Here is a 17,872-nt window from a genome sequence, read left to right on the forward strand (position 1 = left end):
GGGCACCTGGCAGGAGGGGCCCTGGGGACACCGGTGGCACCACTCGCACCCACGGAGATTCTGTGACCTTTCTAGCCCGGCTCCACGACAAGCGACGGTCGATCGCCTCGGTGAGCACCGTGTCGGTCTTCTCAGCGCTCCTCGTCGCCTTCGCGGTCACGTACGACGGTCAGGCGACGGCCGACGTCGAGCTCAACGACTCCGGTGTATGGGTCACCCGGACCTCGGGCGGTGCGCTGGGGCGGTTCAACTTCGAGTCCCAGGCGCTCGACGGCTCGATGCTCGCAGGTTCCGCGTCGTTCGACGTGCTGCAGAACGCGGGCAAGGTGCTCCTGGTCGACGACGGCGCAGGCTCCGTGAGCCCCGTGGACGTGGCACGCCTCAAGCTCGTCGGCTCGGTGCGTCCCCCGACGGGGGCGGAGGTGGCGATGGGCGGCTCGAGCGTCGCGGTCCTCGACGGCGAGGAGGGGCTGCTGTGGGTGCTGCCGTTCGCCGGCGCGACCTCGTTCGACCCCGAGACCACCAAGCCGGTCGCCGAGGTCGGCGGCAAGGGCGTCGTGCAGGTGTCCCAGGACGGCACGGTCTACGCGCTGGTCCCGGCGACGGGCGAGCTGACGAAGGTCTCGACCGCGGCCACCGGCACGTCGCAGGAGGTCACGACCTCGAAGGTGCCGGTCGCGAAGGGGGACGAGGTCGAGCTCACGACCGTCGGGTCGGCGCCCGTCGTCCTGAACCGGACGCAGTCGGAGCTCGTCCTGCCGAGCGGTGACGTCGTCCCGCTCGAGGACGGGTCGCAGGCGCGGCTCCAGCAGCCGGGCCCCCAGACCGCCGACGTCGCCGTGGCGACCGCCTCGGGTCTCGTGCTGCAACCGGTGGACGGAGGGGACTCGGTCACGCGTGCGGCGTCGGGGGTGCCCTCGGCGCCCATCCAGCTCAACGGGTGCACCTACGGCGCCTGGTCGCAGACCGGCCAGGTGCTGCGCGACTGCGACGGCACGGACAACGACCTCGACAAGCGCCTCGAGGGCGTGGACCCGCAGAGCCGCCTGGAGTACCGGGTCAACCGCAAGGCGATCGTGCTGAACGACCTGTCGGCGGGCACCGTGTGGATGGCCGCCGAGGAGTACCAGAAGGTCGACGACTGGGACCTCGTCCTTCCCGAGCAGGCGGAGGGCGAGGAGTCCGACGCCGAGCTGACGACCCCGGAGCAGGTCGACCAGTTCGTCCTGGACCGCTCGCAGCCCAACCAGCCGCCGCTGCCCCAGGACGACGTCTTCGGTGCACGACCCGGACGGACCACCCTGCTGCCCGTGCTGGGCAACGACATCGATCCGGACGGCGACGTCATGACGGCGACGCTTGCGGGCGAGAGCCCCGACGGCGCCCAGGTGCAGTCGGTCCTGGGTGGCGCTGCGCTGCAGGCGATCGTCCCGGAGGACGCAGGGAAGGGTGCCTCCTCGTTCCGGTACGCGGTCTCGGACGGCCGCGGTGGCGTGGCCGAGGCGAGCGTGCGGCTCAACGTCTCGCCGTGGAGCGAGAACGCGCCCCCCGAGCAGACCGGTGAACCGGTCCTCGTGGTCGAGCAGGGCAAGACCGCCGAGATCAAGGTGCTCCCCTTCTTCCGCGACCCGGACGGCGACGACCTGTACCTCGCGGCGGCGACGGCGACCTCGGCGGGCGACGAGGTGCGTTCGCGCCCGGACGGGACCGTGGTGTTCCGCGACGGCGCGGGCTCGACGGGACGCAAGACGGTCACCGTGACCGTCGCCGACGGCATGGGCGGGGTCTTCGAAGGAGTCCTGCACGTCGACGTGTCGGGTGCGGGCCAGCTGCCGCCCGTCGCGGTGGCGGACCACGTCGTGGTGCCCGCCGGCCAGCCGGTGCTGGTCGAGCCGCTCCTCAACGACTACGACGCGAACGGTGACGAGCTGCGTCTCGCGAGCGTCTCGGAGTCCGCTCCCGCGCAGATCACGCCCAACTACGGGTCCGGGACGTTCCAGTTCCTCTCGAACGAACCGCGGTCCTACGACCTGACGTACCAGGTCTCGGACGGCCCCAACGCGACGACGGGGCTGGTCCGCGTGGACGTCCTGCCCGCCTCGGCGGCCGAAGGCCCGCCGATCGTGGTCTCGGACACCGCGCTGCTGCCCTCTGGCGGCAAGACGCTGGTCGACGTGCTCGCCAACGACACCGATCCCGGCGGCGGCGTGCTCGTGGTCCAGTCGGTCAGCGTCCCCGACGACGCGGGGGTCTCGGTCGCGGTCCTGGCCCACCAGATGCTCCGGATCACCGAGATCCGCCGTCTCGACGCACCCGTGACGATCGAGTACACGGTCTCCAACGGGACCCAGACCACGGTCGGGCAGGTCCGCGTCGTGCCCGTGCCGTCGCCGACCAGGCTGCAGCCGCCGAACGCGGTCGCCGACGAGGCCACGGTGCGCGTGGGGGACGTCGTCACGATCCCGGTCCTCAAGAACGACACGCACCCGGACGGGCTCGAGCTGTTCCTCCAGGACGAGTTCGAGCAGGGCGTCCCACCCGAGCAGGGTGAGCTCTTCGTGTCCGAGGGACAGGTGCGGTTCAAGGCGGGTGCCGAGGCAGGAACCGCCTATGCCATCTACCGGGTCCGGGACAAGAACGGCCAGGAGGACTCCGCCCAGCTCACGATCCACATCCGGGACGGCAAGGAGAACTCGCCGCCGCAACCGCAGACGCTGCAGGCTCGCGTGCTCACCGGTGCGACCGTCCGGATCGCGGTCCCGCTCGACGGGATCGACCCTGACGGCGACTCGGTCCAGCTCACGGGCGTCGCGACCCCGCCGGCCAAGGGCACCGCGGAGGTCACGGACCGCTTCATCGACTACAAGGCCGCCGACGGCGCGACAGGGTCGGACTCCTTCACCTACTCGGTGCTCGACGCGCGAGGCATGGTCGCCACGGGGACGGTCCAGGTGGGCATCTCCGCGCCTCCTGCCACGAACCAGAGCCCCGTCGCGGTCGACGACCTGGTCACCGTGCGCCCCGGCCGGACCGTCGCGGTCCCTGCGCTCGCCAACGACACCGACCCCGACGGGGACCAGATCTCCCTGGTCCCGGCCGCGCTCGAGGCCGACAAGTCGCTCGACGCCGAGGTCGTGGGTAACGACCGCGTCGTCCTGACGAGCCCCACCGAGGCGGGCAGCACGACGTTCTACTACGGGATCCAGGACTCCAAGGGGGCGCGCGCCGCGGCGGCGATCACGGTCCTCGTGGACCAGGACGCTCCGCTGCTGGCCCCCGTCGCCCGTGACGACACGGTCCCGATGTCCGCGGTCCTGGGGCAGACGAGCGTCGAGGTCGCGGTGCTCGACAACGACGACGACCTGGACGGCGCCGCCTCCGAGCTCACGGTCAGCACCGACGCAGGGACGGCGAAGGCCAACCCCGACGGCACCCTGAGCGTGACGTTGACCGAACAGCGCCAGGTCCTCACGTACGTCGTGACCGACGTCGACGGCCTCTCCTCCAAGGCGTTCGTCCACGTCCCCGGTCTGACCGAGCAGGTCCCCGTCCTGCGTCCCGGCATCGTGCCGCTCGAGGTCCCCTCGGGCGAGCCGCTGCCGATCGACATCACCGACTACGTCCTGGTCAAGGAGGGGAGCACCCCTCGCCTGACCGACGAGAAGAAGGTCGTGCCGCTCAACGGCACCGCAGCGGTCACGGACGCCACGAACCTCGTCTACACCTCCGACCCCGAGTACGTGGGAACGGCGTCGGTCACGTTCGAGGTCACCGACGGCTCCGGACCCGACGACCCCGAGGGGCACAAGGCGTTGCTGACGCTGCCGATCTCGGTGCTGCCCCCCGCCAACCTGCCTCCCGAGCTCGGTGCGCCCAACGTCGACGTGGCGGCCGGCGAGGAGGGATCGGTCGACCTCGGCCGGTTCGCGACCGACCCCGACGGTGACTCGCTGACGTACAAGGTGGGCGCGGTGCCGGCCGGACTCACGGTCAGCGTGAGCGGCTCGACCGCGACCGTCCAGGCCACCCCGGAGGTCGCCAAGGGCACCACGCTCTCCGTCCCGATCTCGGTGACCGACGGTGGGCACCCGCCCGTCGACGGGTCGCTCACGGTCAAGGTCGTGGCGTCCACGCGCCCGTTGGCCAAGGCCAACGACGACACGGTCGAGAAGGCCCACCAGGGCAAGGCGGTGCCGGTCGACGTCCTCGCCAACGACAGCAACCCGTTCCCGGAGACCCCGCTCAAGATCACCGCGGTGACCGTCGACACGGGCGAGGGCACGCCCGCGATCAACGGCGACAAGATCACCGTCACGCCCAAGGACACGTTCTTCGGCGTCATGGTCGTCCGGTACCGCGTCCAGGACGCGACCAAGGACCCCGACCGCGAGGTCGAGGGACGCATCCAGATCAACGTCCAGGGACGCCCCGACGCGCCGGGCAAGCCGACCGTCGAGGAGGTCCGGTCCAAGACGGTCGTCCTGAGCTGGGAGCCGCCTGCCAACAACGGGGCCGAGATCACGGGGTACACCGTGAAGTCGAACAACGGCTACAGCAAGGCGTGCGGCACCACGACGTGCACCCTCGACGGCCTGACGAACAACGTCAGGTACACCTTCACGGTGGTCGCGACGAACGAGGTCAACGACTCGGACGCGTCGGTCCCGTCGGCCGAGGCGCGTCCGGACGAGAAGCCCGACCCGCCGGCGCCCCCGACCGTCGAGTTCGGTGACAAGTCGCTCAAGATCTCGTGGGTCAACAAGACGTACACCGACCGGTCGCCGATCCAGTGCGTCAACCTCCGGATCTCGCCCTCGGTCGGAGGCAAGGACCAGGCGTGCGTGACCGGCACCCAGTTCGAGTGGACCGGCCTGAAGAACGGCACGTCCTACACGGTCGAGGTCCAGGCCGTGAACGCCGCAGAGCTCAACGGCGCACCGGATCCCTCGGACTGGTCCGGCCCTTCGGCGGCCATGGTCCCCGCAGGCGTGCCGTTCGCGTCCGCCGCTCCTCAGGCCGAGCGGCGCACGTCGTCGGTCAACGGTGGCGTCCTCGACGTCACCTGGTCCAAGCCGGACGACGAGAACGGCGACGCGGTCTCCGTGTATTACGTCGACCGGTACAAGAACGGGGCCAAGGACGGGGGGACCGTCACCGTCACCGGCGCGACCAGCCTCCCGGTGAGCGGCCTCGACAACGAGGCGTCGTACACCTTCACCGTCACAGGGCAGAACAAGGCGGGGCGGGGGGCCACGAGCGCCGCGTCCGCGGCAGTGATCCCGTTCGGGATCCCGGGGGCCCCGGGCAGACCGGGAGTCTCGGAGTCGAAGGGTGACATCACCGTCACGTGGCCTGCGGCCGACGCCAACGGCAGCCCGGTCTCGAGCTACACCGTCACGGCGAGCAACGGCACGGCCAAGACCGTGGGCGCAGGGACGCTGTCGGCCGGGTTCGACCTGCCCACGGGTGCCTACACCTTCACGGTCACGGCCAAGAACGCTGCGGGCGACTCCCCGGCGAGCGTCGCCTCGGCCGCGATCAACGCCTACACGGTGCCCGCACCGCCGTCCGTGTCGGGACGGAAGAACGGTGCGACGAACCTGATCTTCGACCTGTCGGGTCCCGCGGACAACGGTGGCAGCCCCGTCACGAGCTACCTGTGGAGCTCGGGCGAGGGGGGCACCAGCATCTCCGTGGGCAACGGCTACAGCCAGACGCACAGCCGGTCCGCGAAGGCCTGCAACCCGGCCGGTTGCAGCGGGAGCAGCAACACCGTCACGCTGACCACGGACCCCCAGCCCAACATCAAGGTCGTCCGTGGCTCGAGCGCGGGGGGCGGCATGAACTACTTCCGCGTGGCCTACACGAACCTGCCGGCCGGGAACTACGGGTTCGTCTGCCGGGACCAGCAGCCTGACGGCTCCTGGACCACGATCGGCGGTGGCTACGTCTACTCCTTCAGCCTGAGCGGCTCGGGGACGACGCCCGACTTCGGCTGCTGGTACGGCTGGCCGGGTCGACTCGTCAGCGTCAACCTCAGCGGCGCGGGCGACCAGGCCTGGGTGACCCCCGTGCCGTGGTGACCAGGCAGGCGCCCGACCCGACTCCGACCTTCTGCACGACCTCACGAGAGAGCAGCACCCCATGACCTCCATGACCCCCGAGCAGGCCGCCTGGTTCGCTCAGACCTTCGACCGTCTGGTCTCCAACGTGGGCCAGGCCGTCCTGGGCAAGGCCCACGTGGTGCGCCTGGTCCTGACCTGCATGCTGTCCGAGGGCCACATCCTCCTGGAGGACGCGCCGGGCACGGGCAAGACCTCGCTCGCCCGCGCGCTCGCCGCGAGCGTCCAGGGCACCCAGAACCGCATCCAGTTCACGCCGGACCTGCTGCCGTCCGACGTGACGGGCGTGACGATCTACGACCAGAAGACGGCGAAGTTCGAGTTCCACCAGGGACCGATCTTCGCGTCGATCGTGCTCGCGGACGAGATCAACCGGGCCTCGCCCAAGACGCAGTCCGCGCTCCTGGAGGTCATGGAGGAGGGGCAGATCACGGTCGACGGCGTGACGCACTCGGTGGGGCGCCCGTTCATGGTCATCGCGACGCAGAACCCGATCGAGCAGGCCGGCACGTACCGCCTGCCCGAGGCGCAGCTCGACCGCTTCCTCATGAAGACCTCGCTCGGCTACCCGGACCACGCGGCCACGGTCGAGATCCTCCAGGGCGCCTCGGTGCGGGACCGCAGCGCGACCCTGCAGGCGCTCATCACGACGCAGGCCGTCGCGGAGATGGCGGACCTCGCCGCGGGCGTCCACGTCGACGGCGCGGTGCTCGAGTACATCTCGCGCCTGGCCGAGGAGACGCGCAACGCGGCGGAGTGCCGTGTCGGGGTCTCCGTCCGTGGGGCGCTCGCCCTGGTGCGTTGCGCCAAGGTGTGGGCGGCCGCGCACGGGCGCAACTACGTCCTGCCCGACGACGTCAAGGAGCTCGCGCTACCCGCCTGGGCGCACCGCCTGGTCCTCGACCCCGAGGCCGAGTTCGCCGGCGCGACGAACGAGGGCGTGCTCGCGCGCATCCTCGCGGACGTCGCCGCGCCGCAGGAACGTCGGTCGGCCTGACGCGATGACCACGACCGAACCCGCTGTCGCCGCGCGCAGCAACCCGACCGGACCGGGCGCCTCGGCCGACGCCCCGGCGAGCGGCTCCGGCCCGACGACGTCGCGCCCCGGCCAGGCCCCGGCCCCGGCGCCGGGCGCACCCTCGGGACGCCGTCGACGGAAGGCCAGGGCCGCGTCGGACGACGGCTCGGCGGCACCCGCACGTCCAGGGTTCGTGACGCCGTCGGGCGACGGTGGGGAAGGACCGGGCCGGCGCCTGCGCGCGCTGCTCGTCCCGGTGACCGGGCAGGTCGCCAAGGGGTTGTCCATGGCGGCCTCGGTCGTGAGCCCCTTCGGGTGGGCGGTCCTCGTCGGCCTCGTCGCGGCGTGGTGGACCGGACTGGTTTTCTCGTGGGTCGAGCTGCTCGCGGTCGCGATCGTCGCGACCGTCGCGATGCTCGGCGCGGTCGCGTTCGTCCGCGGGACCTTCCGGTACTCCGTGCAGCTCGACCTGGGGCAGCGGCGCGTCACGGTGGGGGACCGGGCCGTCGGCACGCTCGAGGTGAGCAACCAGTCCCCGCGCCCCTTGCTGCCCGCCGTGATGGAGCTGCCCGTCGGCGCCGGTGTCGCGTCGTTCCCCGTGCCGCGACTGCGGTCGGGGGCGAGCCACGAGGAGATCTTCACGATCCCGACGCACCGCCGCTCGGTCATCCCCGTCGGCCCGGTGCGCTCGGTGCGCGCGGACCCGCTGGGCCTGCTGCGCCGCGAGGTGGTCTGGACGAACCCCGAGGAGCTGTTCGTGCACCCGCGGACGAAGAACCTGTCGGGCTCCTCGACGGGCTTCCTGCGCGACCTCGAGGGACGTGTCACCCAGGACATCTCCAACTCCGACGTGTCGTTCCACGCGCTGCGCGACTACGTCCCCGGCGACGACCGTCGTCACATCCACTGGAAGACCACCGCCCGCACGGGGCAGCTCATGGTCCGGCAGTTCGAGGAGACGCGGCGTTCGCACCTCGCGGTCGTGCTCTCGACCCGTGCCGAGGACTACGCGCACCCCGACGAGTTCGAGCTCGCGGTGAGCTCGTGCGGTTCGCTCGGCCTCCAGGCCATCAAGGAGGACCGCGGGCTGACCGTCCTCGTCAACGACGGCAGCCTGCGCGGTGACAACCGGGTACGGCTCCTCGACGACCTGGCTCGGGTCGAGACGAGGTCGTTGCGCACGAGCCTCGTCGACCTGGCTCGCGTGGCCGGCACGAGCGTCACGGACGCGTCGGTCGTCGCGCTCGTCGTGGGGAGCGCCGTCTCGCCCACCGAGCTGCGCGCCGCCTCGGCCCGGCTTCCCCAGGACGTACGGGTCATGGCGATCCAGTGCGTGCCGGGCGCGAAGGTCAGCCGCCACCGGATCGCCGAGCTCGTCGTGCTCACCATCGGGGAGCTCGGCGACCTCCCCCTCGCGCTGCGGAGGCTGAACGACTGATGACCGAGAACGACACGCGGGGCCGACTGGCCCCGCCGACCGGTCCCGGTGCGGAGCCCGGCCACACGGACGGGACCGGCACACGGTCGAACCTGACCACCGCACGCTCGTCGACCCGCCTGCGTGGCACCGACGGGCCGCGCGCGCTGCGGGCGACGGGGGCGGTCGACGCCCTCGCGCTCGTCGTGATGCTGGGGGCCGCCGTGGTCGGCCTCGGCCCGGCGTGGGGCTCGACGGCCTACCTCCTGCCCGCGCTCGGGGGCCTCGTGCTGGGGTTGGGCGTCGCCTGGCTCGGCGCCTGGCGGCGCTGGGGCACGGTCACCGTGACCGCCGTGGCCATGGTGGCGTACCTGGTCCTCGGCGGACCGTTCGCCCTGCCGGGCACGACGGTCGCGGGGGTCCTGCCGACCCTCGAGACGTTCCGCGGTCTGCTGCTGGGGGCGATCACCGGGTGGAAGGAGATCGTCACCTCGGTGCCGCCGCTCCAGTCCTTCCCGGAGCTGGCCGTCGTCCCCTTCCTGCTGCTCTTCCTGACCGCCCTCGTCGCCGGCACGCTCGCCTGGCGCGTCCGTGCGGGGCAGTGGGCGCTGGTCCCCGTCGTGGTCGCGTTCGTCGGGGTGGTCCTGCTGGGCACGCTCGTGCCCGCGTTCCCCCTCGCCCAGGGGCTCGTGCTCGTCGTCGTCGGGCTCCTGTGGGGCTCGTGGCGCGCGACCGAGGCGCGCCTCGGGGAGCGTCAGGTCCTGACGGCCGCGAGCGTCGTCGCGACGCGGCGCCTGCGCTGGCACCGGGCGCGCGGCGGCGCCGCGATGCTCGCGCTCGGTGCGGTCGCCGCGGTCGTGCTCGTCCCCGTCGTGACCCCGGACACCGAGCGGATGGTCCTGCGCGAGCAGATCGTCCCCCCGCTCGATCTCCACGAGTACGTGAGCCCGCTCGCGTCGTTCCGCAAGTACGCCAAGGAGATGACGGACGACGAGCTGTTCACGGTCGACGGACTGCCCGCCGGAGCTCGTGTACGTCTAGCGACCCTCGATACGTACAACGGCGTGGTCTACGACGTCTCGAGCGGTGCGGGCTCGGGGGTCTTCACGCGCGCCGGCGACCAGATCGCGACGGTCGCGAAGGGCACCCCGACCGACCTGACGGTCACCATCGGCGACTACCGGGGCGTGTGGCTGCCCGACGTCGGGGCGCTCGCGGGTGTCCGGTACACGGGGGAGCGCGGTGAGGCGCTGAGCACCACGACGTACTACAACTCGGAGACCGGCACGGGCGTCGTGACCGCAGGCCTGCGCCCCGGTGACACGTTCCGGCTCGACGCGATCGTCGCACCGACCCCCTCGGTCGAGGACCTGGAGTCCTCGCACATCCTCGACGCGGAGCTCCCGAGGCCGCGCAACGTCCCGGACTCGGTCGGGGGCAAGGCCGCGCAGTTCATGGCCGAGGAGACGGACCCGCTGGTCCAGCTCAAGAACCTCGAGGTGGGGCTCGAGGCGAGCGGGATCTTCTCGAGCGGGCTCGAGACCCAGCTTCCCTCCCGACCGGGCCACTCGGCCGAGCGCATCGACACGCTGCTCGCGGCCGACGAGATGATCGGCGACGACGAGCAGTTCGCGGTGGCGCTCGCCCTCATGGCGCAGTCGGCGGGCATCCCGGCCCGCGTCGTCATGGGCTTCTACCCGGACCCGGAGGCATGGGAGGCGGGTACGCCGTTCGTGGCCACGGGGGCCGACGTGCACGCCTGGGTCGAGGTCCCGTTCGCGGGCTACGGCTGGGTCCCGATCGACGCGATCCCCGAGGAGGACAACAAGATCGAGCCCGAGCCCAAGAGCGACCAGGTGCCCAAGCCCCCGGTCCTCGAGGACCCGGAACCGCCCGAGGAGCCGGCCGACGCCGAGGCCGGGACGGTCGACGACGAGGAGAAGAAGGACGACGCCGAGTCGAGCGCGTTCGACTGGGGCCGTGCCGCGCTGGTCGCGGTCGCGGTGACCGTCCCGCTCCTGGTCCTCGCCCTGCCCCTGCTCCTGGTCCTCCTGCTCAAGTCGCGACGCAGGAAGAGGCGACGGTCGGCCGACCGTCCGGTCGACCGCATCAGCGGCGGCTGGCGCGAGGTGCTCGACGCCGCCACGGACCTGGGCGCTCCGGTCCCCGCGGGCGCGACCCGCCGCGAGGGCGCGGGCACGCTGGCCGAGGCGTTCCCTGTGGCCGCCGCGCCGACCGTGACGCTCGCACGCTCGGCCGACGCGACGGTGTTCGGCACCGGCGACCCGAGCCCTCAGCAGGTCGACGCCTTCTGGAGCGAGGTGGACTCGGTCCTGGTGGGCATGAGGTCCACCAGGCCGCGCGGGCAGCGCTTCCGCGCGGCGGTGTCGCTACGATCCCTGCGGGGTGCTCGACCGGCATGGGTCTCCTCCTGGGTCCCGGCGCTGCGTCGATCGGCCCGGTCGTCCGCCCGGACCGTGACGAGACCACCGACCGGTTCCGGCCCGAAGCCAGGGGAGTCCTGATGTCCGAGCAGCTGAGCTGCAGCGCCTGCGGTACGGCACAGCCGGCGGGTTCGTCGTTCTGCGCCGTCTGCGGGACGAAGATGCCCAGCACGGCGGTGCCGTACGGCGCGCCCGTCGGCGGCGCACCGTCGTCGGGCCGCGAGCCGTCGATCGCGATCACGACCGAGCGCGACGTCGCTGCGGCGACCCAGCGCGCGGTGCCGTTCCTGCGACGGACGGACGCTGCCGCGCCGCAGACGGGGCTCGACGGCGCGCCGGTGGCCGGCACGGGACGCAGGTTCGTCGCGTTCCTCGTCGACGCCGCCGCGGTCTCCCTGGTCTTCGCGGCCGTGCTGCTCGGTGGTGGCGCGGTGGCCGGGGTGTCTCCGACCGCGCTGGCCTCGGTCACGACCCCGGCCGAGGCCCAGGAGCTGCTCGGCCGCCTGCTGTTCGCGTACGCGGTGGCCGGAGCGGTGTCGCTCGCGTGCTGGGTCGGCATCTGGTTCTGGGAGGGGCGCACGGGCCGGACGCTCGGCAACCTCGCGACCGGCGTCCGGTCCGTCCGGGCCGAGGACCGGTCGCCCCTGGGCTTCGGGCGGGCAGCGCTCCGCTGGATCATCACCTTCCTCGGGGCCCTCGCCCTGGGGATCGGCGAGCTGCTCGTCGTCCTCTCCCCGGCCTTCGACAGCTCGGGACGGAACCAGGGATGGCAGGACAAGGCCGCCAAGGCGCTCGTGCTCGACGTCCGAGGACTCCACGACGGGAACGCCGAGGTCGGCGCCGTCGGGCAGCCGAGCACCCACCAGGTCGCGACGCCCCCGAGCGGGTACCGCGGCCCCTCGCCGTCGGGGCCCCTCCCCGCCGGGTCGTTCGCCGCGCAGACCGCCGGCCAGGCGCCGGGGGCCGGTGCTGCCCCCGTCGGTGACCCGTGGGCCTTCCCGCAGCAGCCGCAGCAGCCGCAGCAGCCCTCGGTCACGCCCGTGGGCGGGCTGATCACGGGCGTGCCAGGCGCTGCGTCACCCTCGGGCTCCGCGCCGGTCACGCCGTCCCCGGCCCCCGTGCCCCTCGTGGTCCCTCCGACCACGACGACGCCGGCGCCTGCCCACGAGGAACCCGACTGGGACTCGACGCGCCTGAGCGCCCGGGAGATCCGGCACGAGGCGCACGAGGCGACACCCACGCCCGGGGCCGTGCTCGAGCTCGAGTCGGGTCAGCGGGTCCCCCTCTCCGGCCCCGCGCTCGTCGGACGCAACCCGCAGGCGTCGGGGGGCGAGGCCAGGACCCTCGTCCGGGTCGAGGACCCGACGCGGTCGGTCTCCAAGACGCACGTCGAGCTGGGGTTCGACGCCGGCGGCCTGTGGGTGCAGGACCGCGGGTCGACGAACGGGACGGTCCTCCTCCGTCCCGGCGGGGCGCCCGTGGCGCTCGACCCGGGTGTGCGCGTGCCCGTGCCCGTCGGCTCGGTGATCACCGTCGGGGACCGGCGCATCGTCGTCCACCCGGGGTCCGGCGCATGAGCCGATGGCCCGCCGGGGTGAGCCTGGTCTGGGGCGCGAGCTCGCACCGGGGGGCACGGCGGCTCCTCAACGAGGACAGCTTCCTCGCCGACAGCTCGGTCTTCTTCGTCGCCGACGGCATGGGCGGGCACGACGCCGGCGAGGTCGCGAGCTCCGCGACCATCGACGCCCTCCGTCCGCTCGGCGCGCTGGCCACGGTCTCGCCCGAGGACGTGCGTGACCGGCTCGTCGTGGCGCAGGACGACGTCCGCGCCATCAGCACCGAACCCGGCCGGGGCGCCGGGACGACCGTGACCGGCGTCGTCGTGGCCCAGATGGAGGGCATGCCGTACTGGCTCGTGGTCAACATCGGTGACTCGCGGACCTACCAGATGTCGCACGGGGTGCTCGAGCAGCTGAGCGTGGACCACTCGGAGGTCCAGGAGATGGTGGACGCGGGGTTGCTCACGGCGACCGAGGCGTTGACCCACCCGCGACGCCACGTCGTCACGCGCGCCGTCGGGGCCTCGCTCCCGCCCGAGCCCGACTTCTGCTGGGTGCCCATCGCCGCGCGGGACCGGATGCTCGTGTGCTCCGACGGCCTGACGGGCGAGCTCTCGGACGAACGGATCACGGAGATCCTGCTCGCTCAGCCGGACCCCCAGGCCGCAGCCGACCGTCTGGTCAACGAGGCCATCGTCGCCGGAGGGCGGGATAACATCACTGTCGTCGTCGTCGACGCGACCGGGGCCTGGGGGGACACCAGCGACGGTTCCACGGCCCCCCGCGAGAACCTGGGGTACGCCGACGAGGACACCTTGCCGCGAGAGATTCGCCTTCAGATGGGGGACAGGTCGTGAGACTGCGCTACGACACCGGGAGCGCGTTCGGGTTCGTCCGGGGCGGTGCGATCGTCGTCCTCCCGGAGGGGGCGACGAGCGAGCTCGTCGGACGCCTGTGGGACGGCCTCGACGCGGCAGGAGACACCGACGTCGAGGTCATCGAGGTCATCCAGCTCCTGACCGTGGTCCTCGGGGCGACCTTGCGGACGATGCCGCCGTTCGCCGTCGCGGTCGTGTCGGGGCGGCGCGCCCAGGTCGCCGTCCGTGGCGAGGTCTCCGTCACGTTGAGCACGTCCTCGGCCCGGGTCCACGTGGACGGCGACGACGTGACCACCTGGTCCGAGCGTCTCGTGGACGACGTCGAGGAGGTCTCCGTCCAGCTCGGGGTCGAGGACGCCCCTGCTCTGGAGGCGGGCCCGGGACAGGTGGCGCTCGTCGGCCTCCCGCTCCACGAGGGCGTGGTGCTGGTGTCGCGGATCGTCCGGCACCTCGTCGGGACGTCCGCCGTGCCCACGGCCACCCCCCGTGGTGAGCACACAGGGACGCCGGCCGCCGTCGAGGCCCGTGCCGTCCCTGGTGCCCGCCCGGCGTCCGCGTTCGAGCCGGTCCTGGTGGGGAGCGCGGTGCCGACCGAGGACCTGGACCCGCCCCTCGCCTCGGTACCGAGCCTCTTCGCCGTCGACGTCGTCCCCGACGAGGACGCCGCCCCGGTCGCCCTGGTCGCAGCGGTACCGGGCCTCGACGCAGCAGCCGAGGAGGTCGTACCGACGCGCTCACCGGTCGACGAGCGGTCGGCAGAGACGATCGTCTCGATGGAGACGATCGCGCCCGAGCTCACGGTCGTCCCCCCGGCCGACGACCTCGACGCCGACGACGGCCTCGAGCACATCGACGACCTCGACGACCTCGACGACCTCGACGACGCGGTGGCGGCCGTCGACGACGGCTACGGGCACCTGTGGGAGTCCACCGTCCTGCGGACCGTCGAGGATGCAGCGATCCGCACCGACGAGGAGGACGAGGTCGACGCGGCTCCCGCCCCGGCTCCCGCCCCGGCTCCCGCCGCCGTGCCGTCGGTCGAGGACGCGACTCCCGTCCCCGCGCCGCCCGCCGGTACTCCCCAGCCCGTCGCCAGCATGATCGACGGGATCCCTCGGGAGTGGACCGGGTCGACGCCCGCCGCGTCGGTGCGCGCGGCCACGGTCACGGGCGACCAGGCCCAGCGACCGGGCCCGCCCGTCGACCTCGCGCACCTCGTCGGGCAGTCCTCGACGGTCGGGTACGAGATGGCCGCCGGGGAGGACCAGGAGGGAGACGACCACGACGGGCACACCGTCTTCTCCTCGGTCATCGCCGACCTCCGCGCCCAGGTGTCCGGTGCCGGAGCGGCCACCGCCGTCCCTGCGCCGCCCGCACCCCTCGAGCTGCCCGGAGCGGCCGCACCGCTCGGTGTCGTGCCCGTCCCTGCCGTCGGCGCTGCGGCAGGTCCCGCACCGGTCGGCAGCCCGGCCGCAGGGCCGACCTTCGCGCCGCCCGCTCCTCCGGGCTCCCAGCAGATCCTGGCCCGCACGTGCGTGGACGGTCACGCGAACCCCCCGTCGCGGGAGAACTGCGGGAGCTGCGCGCACGTCCTGGTGGGGGATGCCCACCTCGTGACCCGACCCTCGCTGGGCCGCTTCACGCTCTCCAACGGTCAGGTCGTGGAGCTCGACCGCCCGGTGGTGCTCGGACGCCGCCCTCGCACGACGCGAGCGCAGAGCAACGACCTGCCGCGCCTGGTCGCGGTGCCGAGCCCGGAGCAGGACATCTCGCGCTCGCACGTCGAGATCCAGCTCGAGGGCTGGCACGTGCTGGTGTGCGACCTCAACACGACCAACGGCACCACGCTCCTGCGCCCCGGTCAGCCGCCTCGGCGCCTGCACCCCGGGGAGCCCACGATGGTCGTGTCGCACGACGTCGTCGACGTGGGTGACGGCGTGACGTTCACCTTCGAAGGGTTGCTATGAGCAGCAAGCGTGCCCCGTCGCCGCCGCCGCTGATCGACGGGTACGAGTACGTGTCGGTCGTCGGTTCCGGCGGGTTCTCCGACGTCTTCCTCTACCAGCAGCAGCGCCCCCGGCGTCGGGTGGCGATCAAGGTCCTGCTGCACGAGTGGTCGAGCGAGTCGCAGCGTGCCGCGTTCGACGTCGAGGCCGACCTCATGGCGACCCTCTCGACCCACCCGTCCATCGTGACCATGTACGAGGCGAACGTGACGTCCGACGGACGCCCCTACCTCGCGATGGAGTACTGCTCGCGGCCCAACCTGGGGGCCCGCTACCGGTCCGAGCGGCTCAGCGTCGCCGAGGCGCTGCGTGTCGCCGTGCAGATCGCGGGAGCGGTCGAGACCGCGCACCGGGCCGGGATCCTGCACCGGGACATCAAGCCCGCGAACATCCTCGTGACCGAGTACGGCCACCCGGCGCTCACCGACTTCGGTATCTCCTCGACCATGGACGACGCCTCCCGGGCCGAGGGCATGTCGATCCCGTGGTCGCCCCCGGAGTCCTTCGCCGAGGACCCGTGGGCGGGCAAGGAGACGGACGTCTGGGCGCTCGCCGCCACGACGTTCACCCTGCTTGCCGGGCGGGCGCCGTTCGAGCTGCCAGGAGGGTCCAACTCGAGCGCGAGCCTCATCACGCGCATCGAGTCGACGCCGCTGGCTCCGACCGGACGTACCGACGTGCCGCCCTCGCTCGAGCGGGTGCTCGGCACCGCCATGGCCAAGAACCCTGCCTCGCGCTACCCGACGATGCTCGCCTTCGCGCGGGCGCTCCAGCAGGTCCAGAACGAGCTCTCGCTCGCGGTGACCCCCATCGACGTGCTCGCCGACGCGGGGATCACGCAGGAGGAGGAGGCCGACGACGACGGCGGTACGCGGCTGCGCGCGGTCGTCTCGATCGACCCCCGTGGAGGAGGTGCTGGCGGGGCCTACCCGACCGGCGCTCCGTCGACGACGAGCGGCACCGCCCCGGTCCAGCGGCACGTGACCGTCGGAGCGTCGACGGGCGGTTCCGCTCCCGTGGCGCAGGCTCCCGCACCGCATGCTCCTGCGGCGCCCGGTGCCTACGCCGGGCAGCCCGGGGCGGGGGCTCCCGCCCAGGTCGGGTACTACGCGCCCGCACCCGCGCGCCCGGCCCAGGCTCCGGCGTCGGGCCCCGGGTACGTCCCGCCGCGCCCCGCTGCCGGCCCGGGGAGCACCGGGACCGGGACCGCCGTGTGGGGGCCGCCGACCGACGACACCGTGCACCGCGCCCCGGGCGCCTCGCCCGAGCCCGAGCAGGCACGACCGCGGACGCGGCGTGCCCTCTGGACGTTCCTCGCAGGCGCCGGGATCCTCGTGCTCGTGGTGGTCGGGATCTACGCGCTCCTCCCGGACGGGACCGCGACCGACACGGACACGGGGGGCGGTACGACCTCGGCGGACGAGCCGGACGACGTGCCGAACGACAACCTCGGTGACCTGGTCCCGCCCCCCGAGGACCTGCAGGCGCAGTACGACGTCACGAGCGGGAGCGCCTTCTTCACCTGGTCGGCCCCCGAGGACGTCGAGGTCGGCGACACCTACGCGTGGCAGCACATCGACCCGACCAAGGAGACGTGGTCGGCCCCGGTGCCCGCGGGGAGGGAGTACGTGAAGGTCCCCGCAGGGGAGACCGACACCGTCTGCGTCGAGATCCGTACCGTCCGGGACGGGAAGCCGTCCGTCCCGGTGAAGGGCTGCGTGAACCCATGAGCGACCTGGCGATCGAGTTCTGCGGCGAGTGGTTCCGCCCCGTCCCCGGCGGGACGTTCGACATCGGGCGCGACGGCGACCTCGAGATCGAGGACAACCCGTACCTGCACCGGCACTTCCTGCGCATCTCGCACGAGAACGGCATCTGGTGGCTGGCGAACGTCGGCTCGCTGATCTCCGCGACCGTCTGCGACGCCGGCGGCGGCGTCCAGTCGTGGCTGTCGCCCGGCAACCGCCTGCCGCTGGTGTTCCCGTCGATGTCGGTCGTCTTCACGGCCGGGCCGACCACCTACGAGATGCGGGTCCGGCTTCAGGGCGCGCCCTACCAGGAGATCCGCTCCGAGGAGCCGTCCGACGGCGCGACCACGATCGGGGCCATCCCTTTCACGATCAGCCAGAAGCAGCTCATCCTGGCGCTCGCCGAGCCCGTGCTGCGGCGGGACGGGACGGGACTCTCCGAGATCCCGACCTCCGCCGACGCCGCACGCCGCCTCGGCTGGGCCACGACCCGCTTCAACCGCAAGCTCGACAACGTGTGCGAGCGGCTGGACCGCATCGGCGTCAAAGGTCTGCGCGGTGGAGTCGGGGCGCTCGCCACGAACCGTCGTGCACGGCTCGTGGAGTACGCGGTGGCCTCACGCCTCGTGACGACCGAGGACCTGCCCCTGCTCGACCTGGTGGACGAGAGCTCCTGAACC

The 17,872-nt window shown here is 72.7% G+C and carries 9 protein-coding genes; all 9 read left to right on the forward strand.

From position 1 onward, the window contains the following. The first annotated feature begins 110 nt into the window (after window positions 1-110). The 9 genes from WFH32_RS11645 (at window position 111) to WFH32_RS11685 (ending at window position 17,869) form a co-directional block, all read left to right on the forward strand. Window positions 111-6,083: an Ig-like domain-containing protein gene (locus WFH32_RS11645; RefSeq protein WP_336707529.1), complete on the forward strand. Its 5,973-nt coding sequence runs from the start codon at window positions 111-113 to the stop codon at window positions 6,081-6,083. A 61-nt stretch (window positions 6,084-6,144) separates the two neighbouring features. Further along, the gene (locus WFH32_RS11650; RefSeq protein ID WP_191796960.1) at window positions 6,145-7,119 is read left to right on the forward strand and encodes an AAA family ATPase; all 975 of its coding nucleotides are present in this window, start codon (window positions 6,145-6,147) and stop codon (window positions 7,117-7,119) included. Between the two features lie 4 nt (window positions 7,120-7,123). Next, a complete protein-coding gene (locus tag WFH32_RS11655; RefSeq protein ID WP_336707531.1) occupies window positions 7,124-8,578 on the forward strand; it encodes a DUF58 domain-containing protein in 1,455 nt (484 codons plus the stop codon). Then, on the forward strand, window positions 8,578-11,082 hold the full coding sequence (locus WFH32_RS11660) for a transglutaminase-like domain-containing protein (protein WP_336707533.1): 2,505 nt from the start codon (window positions 8,578-8,580) through the stop codon (window positions 11,080-11,082). Before WFH32_RS11655 ends, WFH32_RS11660 begins: the two co-directional genes overlap by 1 nt. Further along, entirely contained in the window at window positions 11,082-12,578 is a 1,497-nt protein-coding gene (locus WFH32_RS11665; protein WP_191796963.1) for an RDD family protein, read from the forward strand. The genes WFH32_RS11660 and WFH32_RS11665 overlap by 1 nt, the downstream gene beginning before the upstream one ends. Further along, complete coding sequence (locus tag WFH32_RS11670; protein WP_191796964.1) at window positions 12,575-13,417, forward strand: PP2C family protein-serine/threonine phosphatase; 843 nt, start codon at window positions 12,575-12,577, stop codon at window positions 13,415-13,417. The genes WFH32_RS11665 and WFH32_RS11670 overlap by 4 nt, the downstream gene beginning before the upstream one ends. Continuing rightward, window positions 13,414-15,405: an FHA domain-containing protein gene (locus WFH32_RS11675; RefSeq protein WP_336707536.1), complete on the forward strand. Its 1,992-nt coding sequence runs from the start codon at window positions 13,414-13,416 to the stop codon at window positions 15,403-15,405. The genes WFH32_RS11670 and WFH32_RS11675 overlap by 4 nt, the downstream gene beginning before the upstream one ends. Further along, on the forward strand, window positions 15,402-17,174 hold the full coding sequence (locus tag WFH32_RS11680; protein ID WP_336707537.1) for a serine/threonine-protein kinase: 1,773 nt from the start codon (window positions 15,402-15,404) through the stop codon (window positions 17,172-17,174). Before WFH32_RS11675 ends, WFH32_RS11680 begins: the two co-directional genes overlap by 4 nt. After that, window positions 17,171-17,869 carry a hypothetical protein gene (locus tag WFH32_RS11685; protein WP_191796966.1) on the forward strand — a complete coding sequence of 233 codons (699 nt, stop codon included), beginning with the start codon at window positions 17,171-17,173 and terminating at the stop codon, window positions 17,867-17,869. The genes WFH32_RS11680 and WFH32_RS11685 overlap by 4 nt, the downstream gene beginning before the upstream one ends. Window positions 17,870-17,872 lie beyond the last annotated feature (3 nt).

It is taken from the genome of Oerskovia sp. USHLN155 (assembly GCF_037145535.1).
Lineage (GTDB): Bacteria > Actinomycetota > Actinomycetes > Actinomycetales > Cellulomonadaceae > Oerskovia > Oerskovia rustica.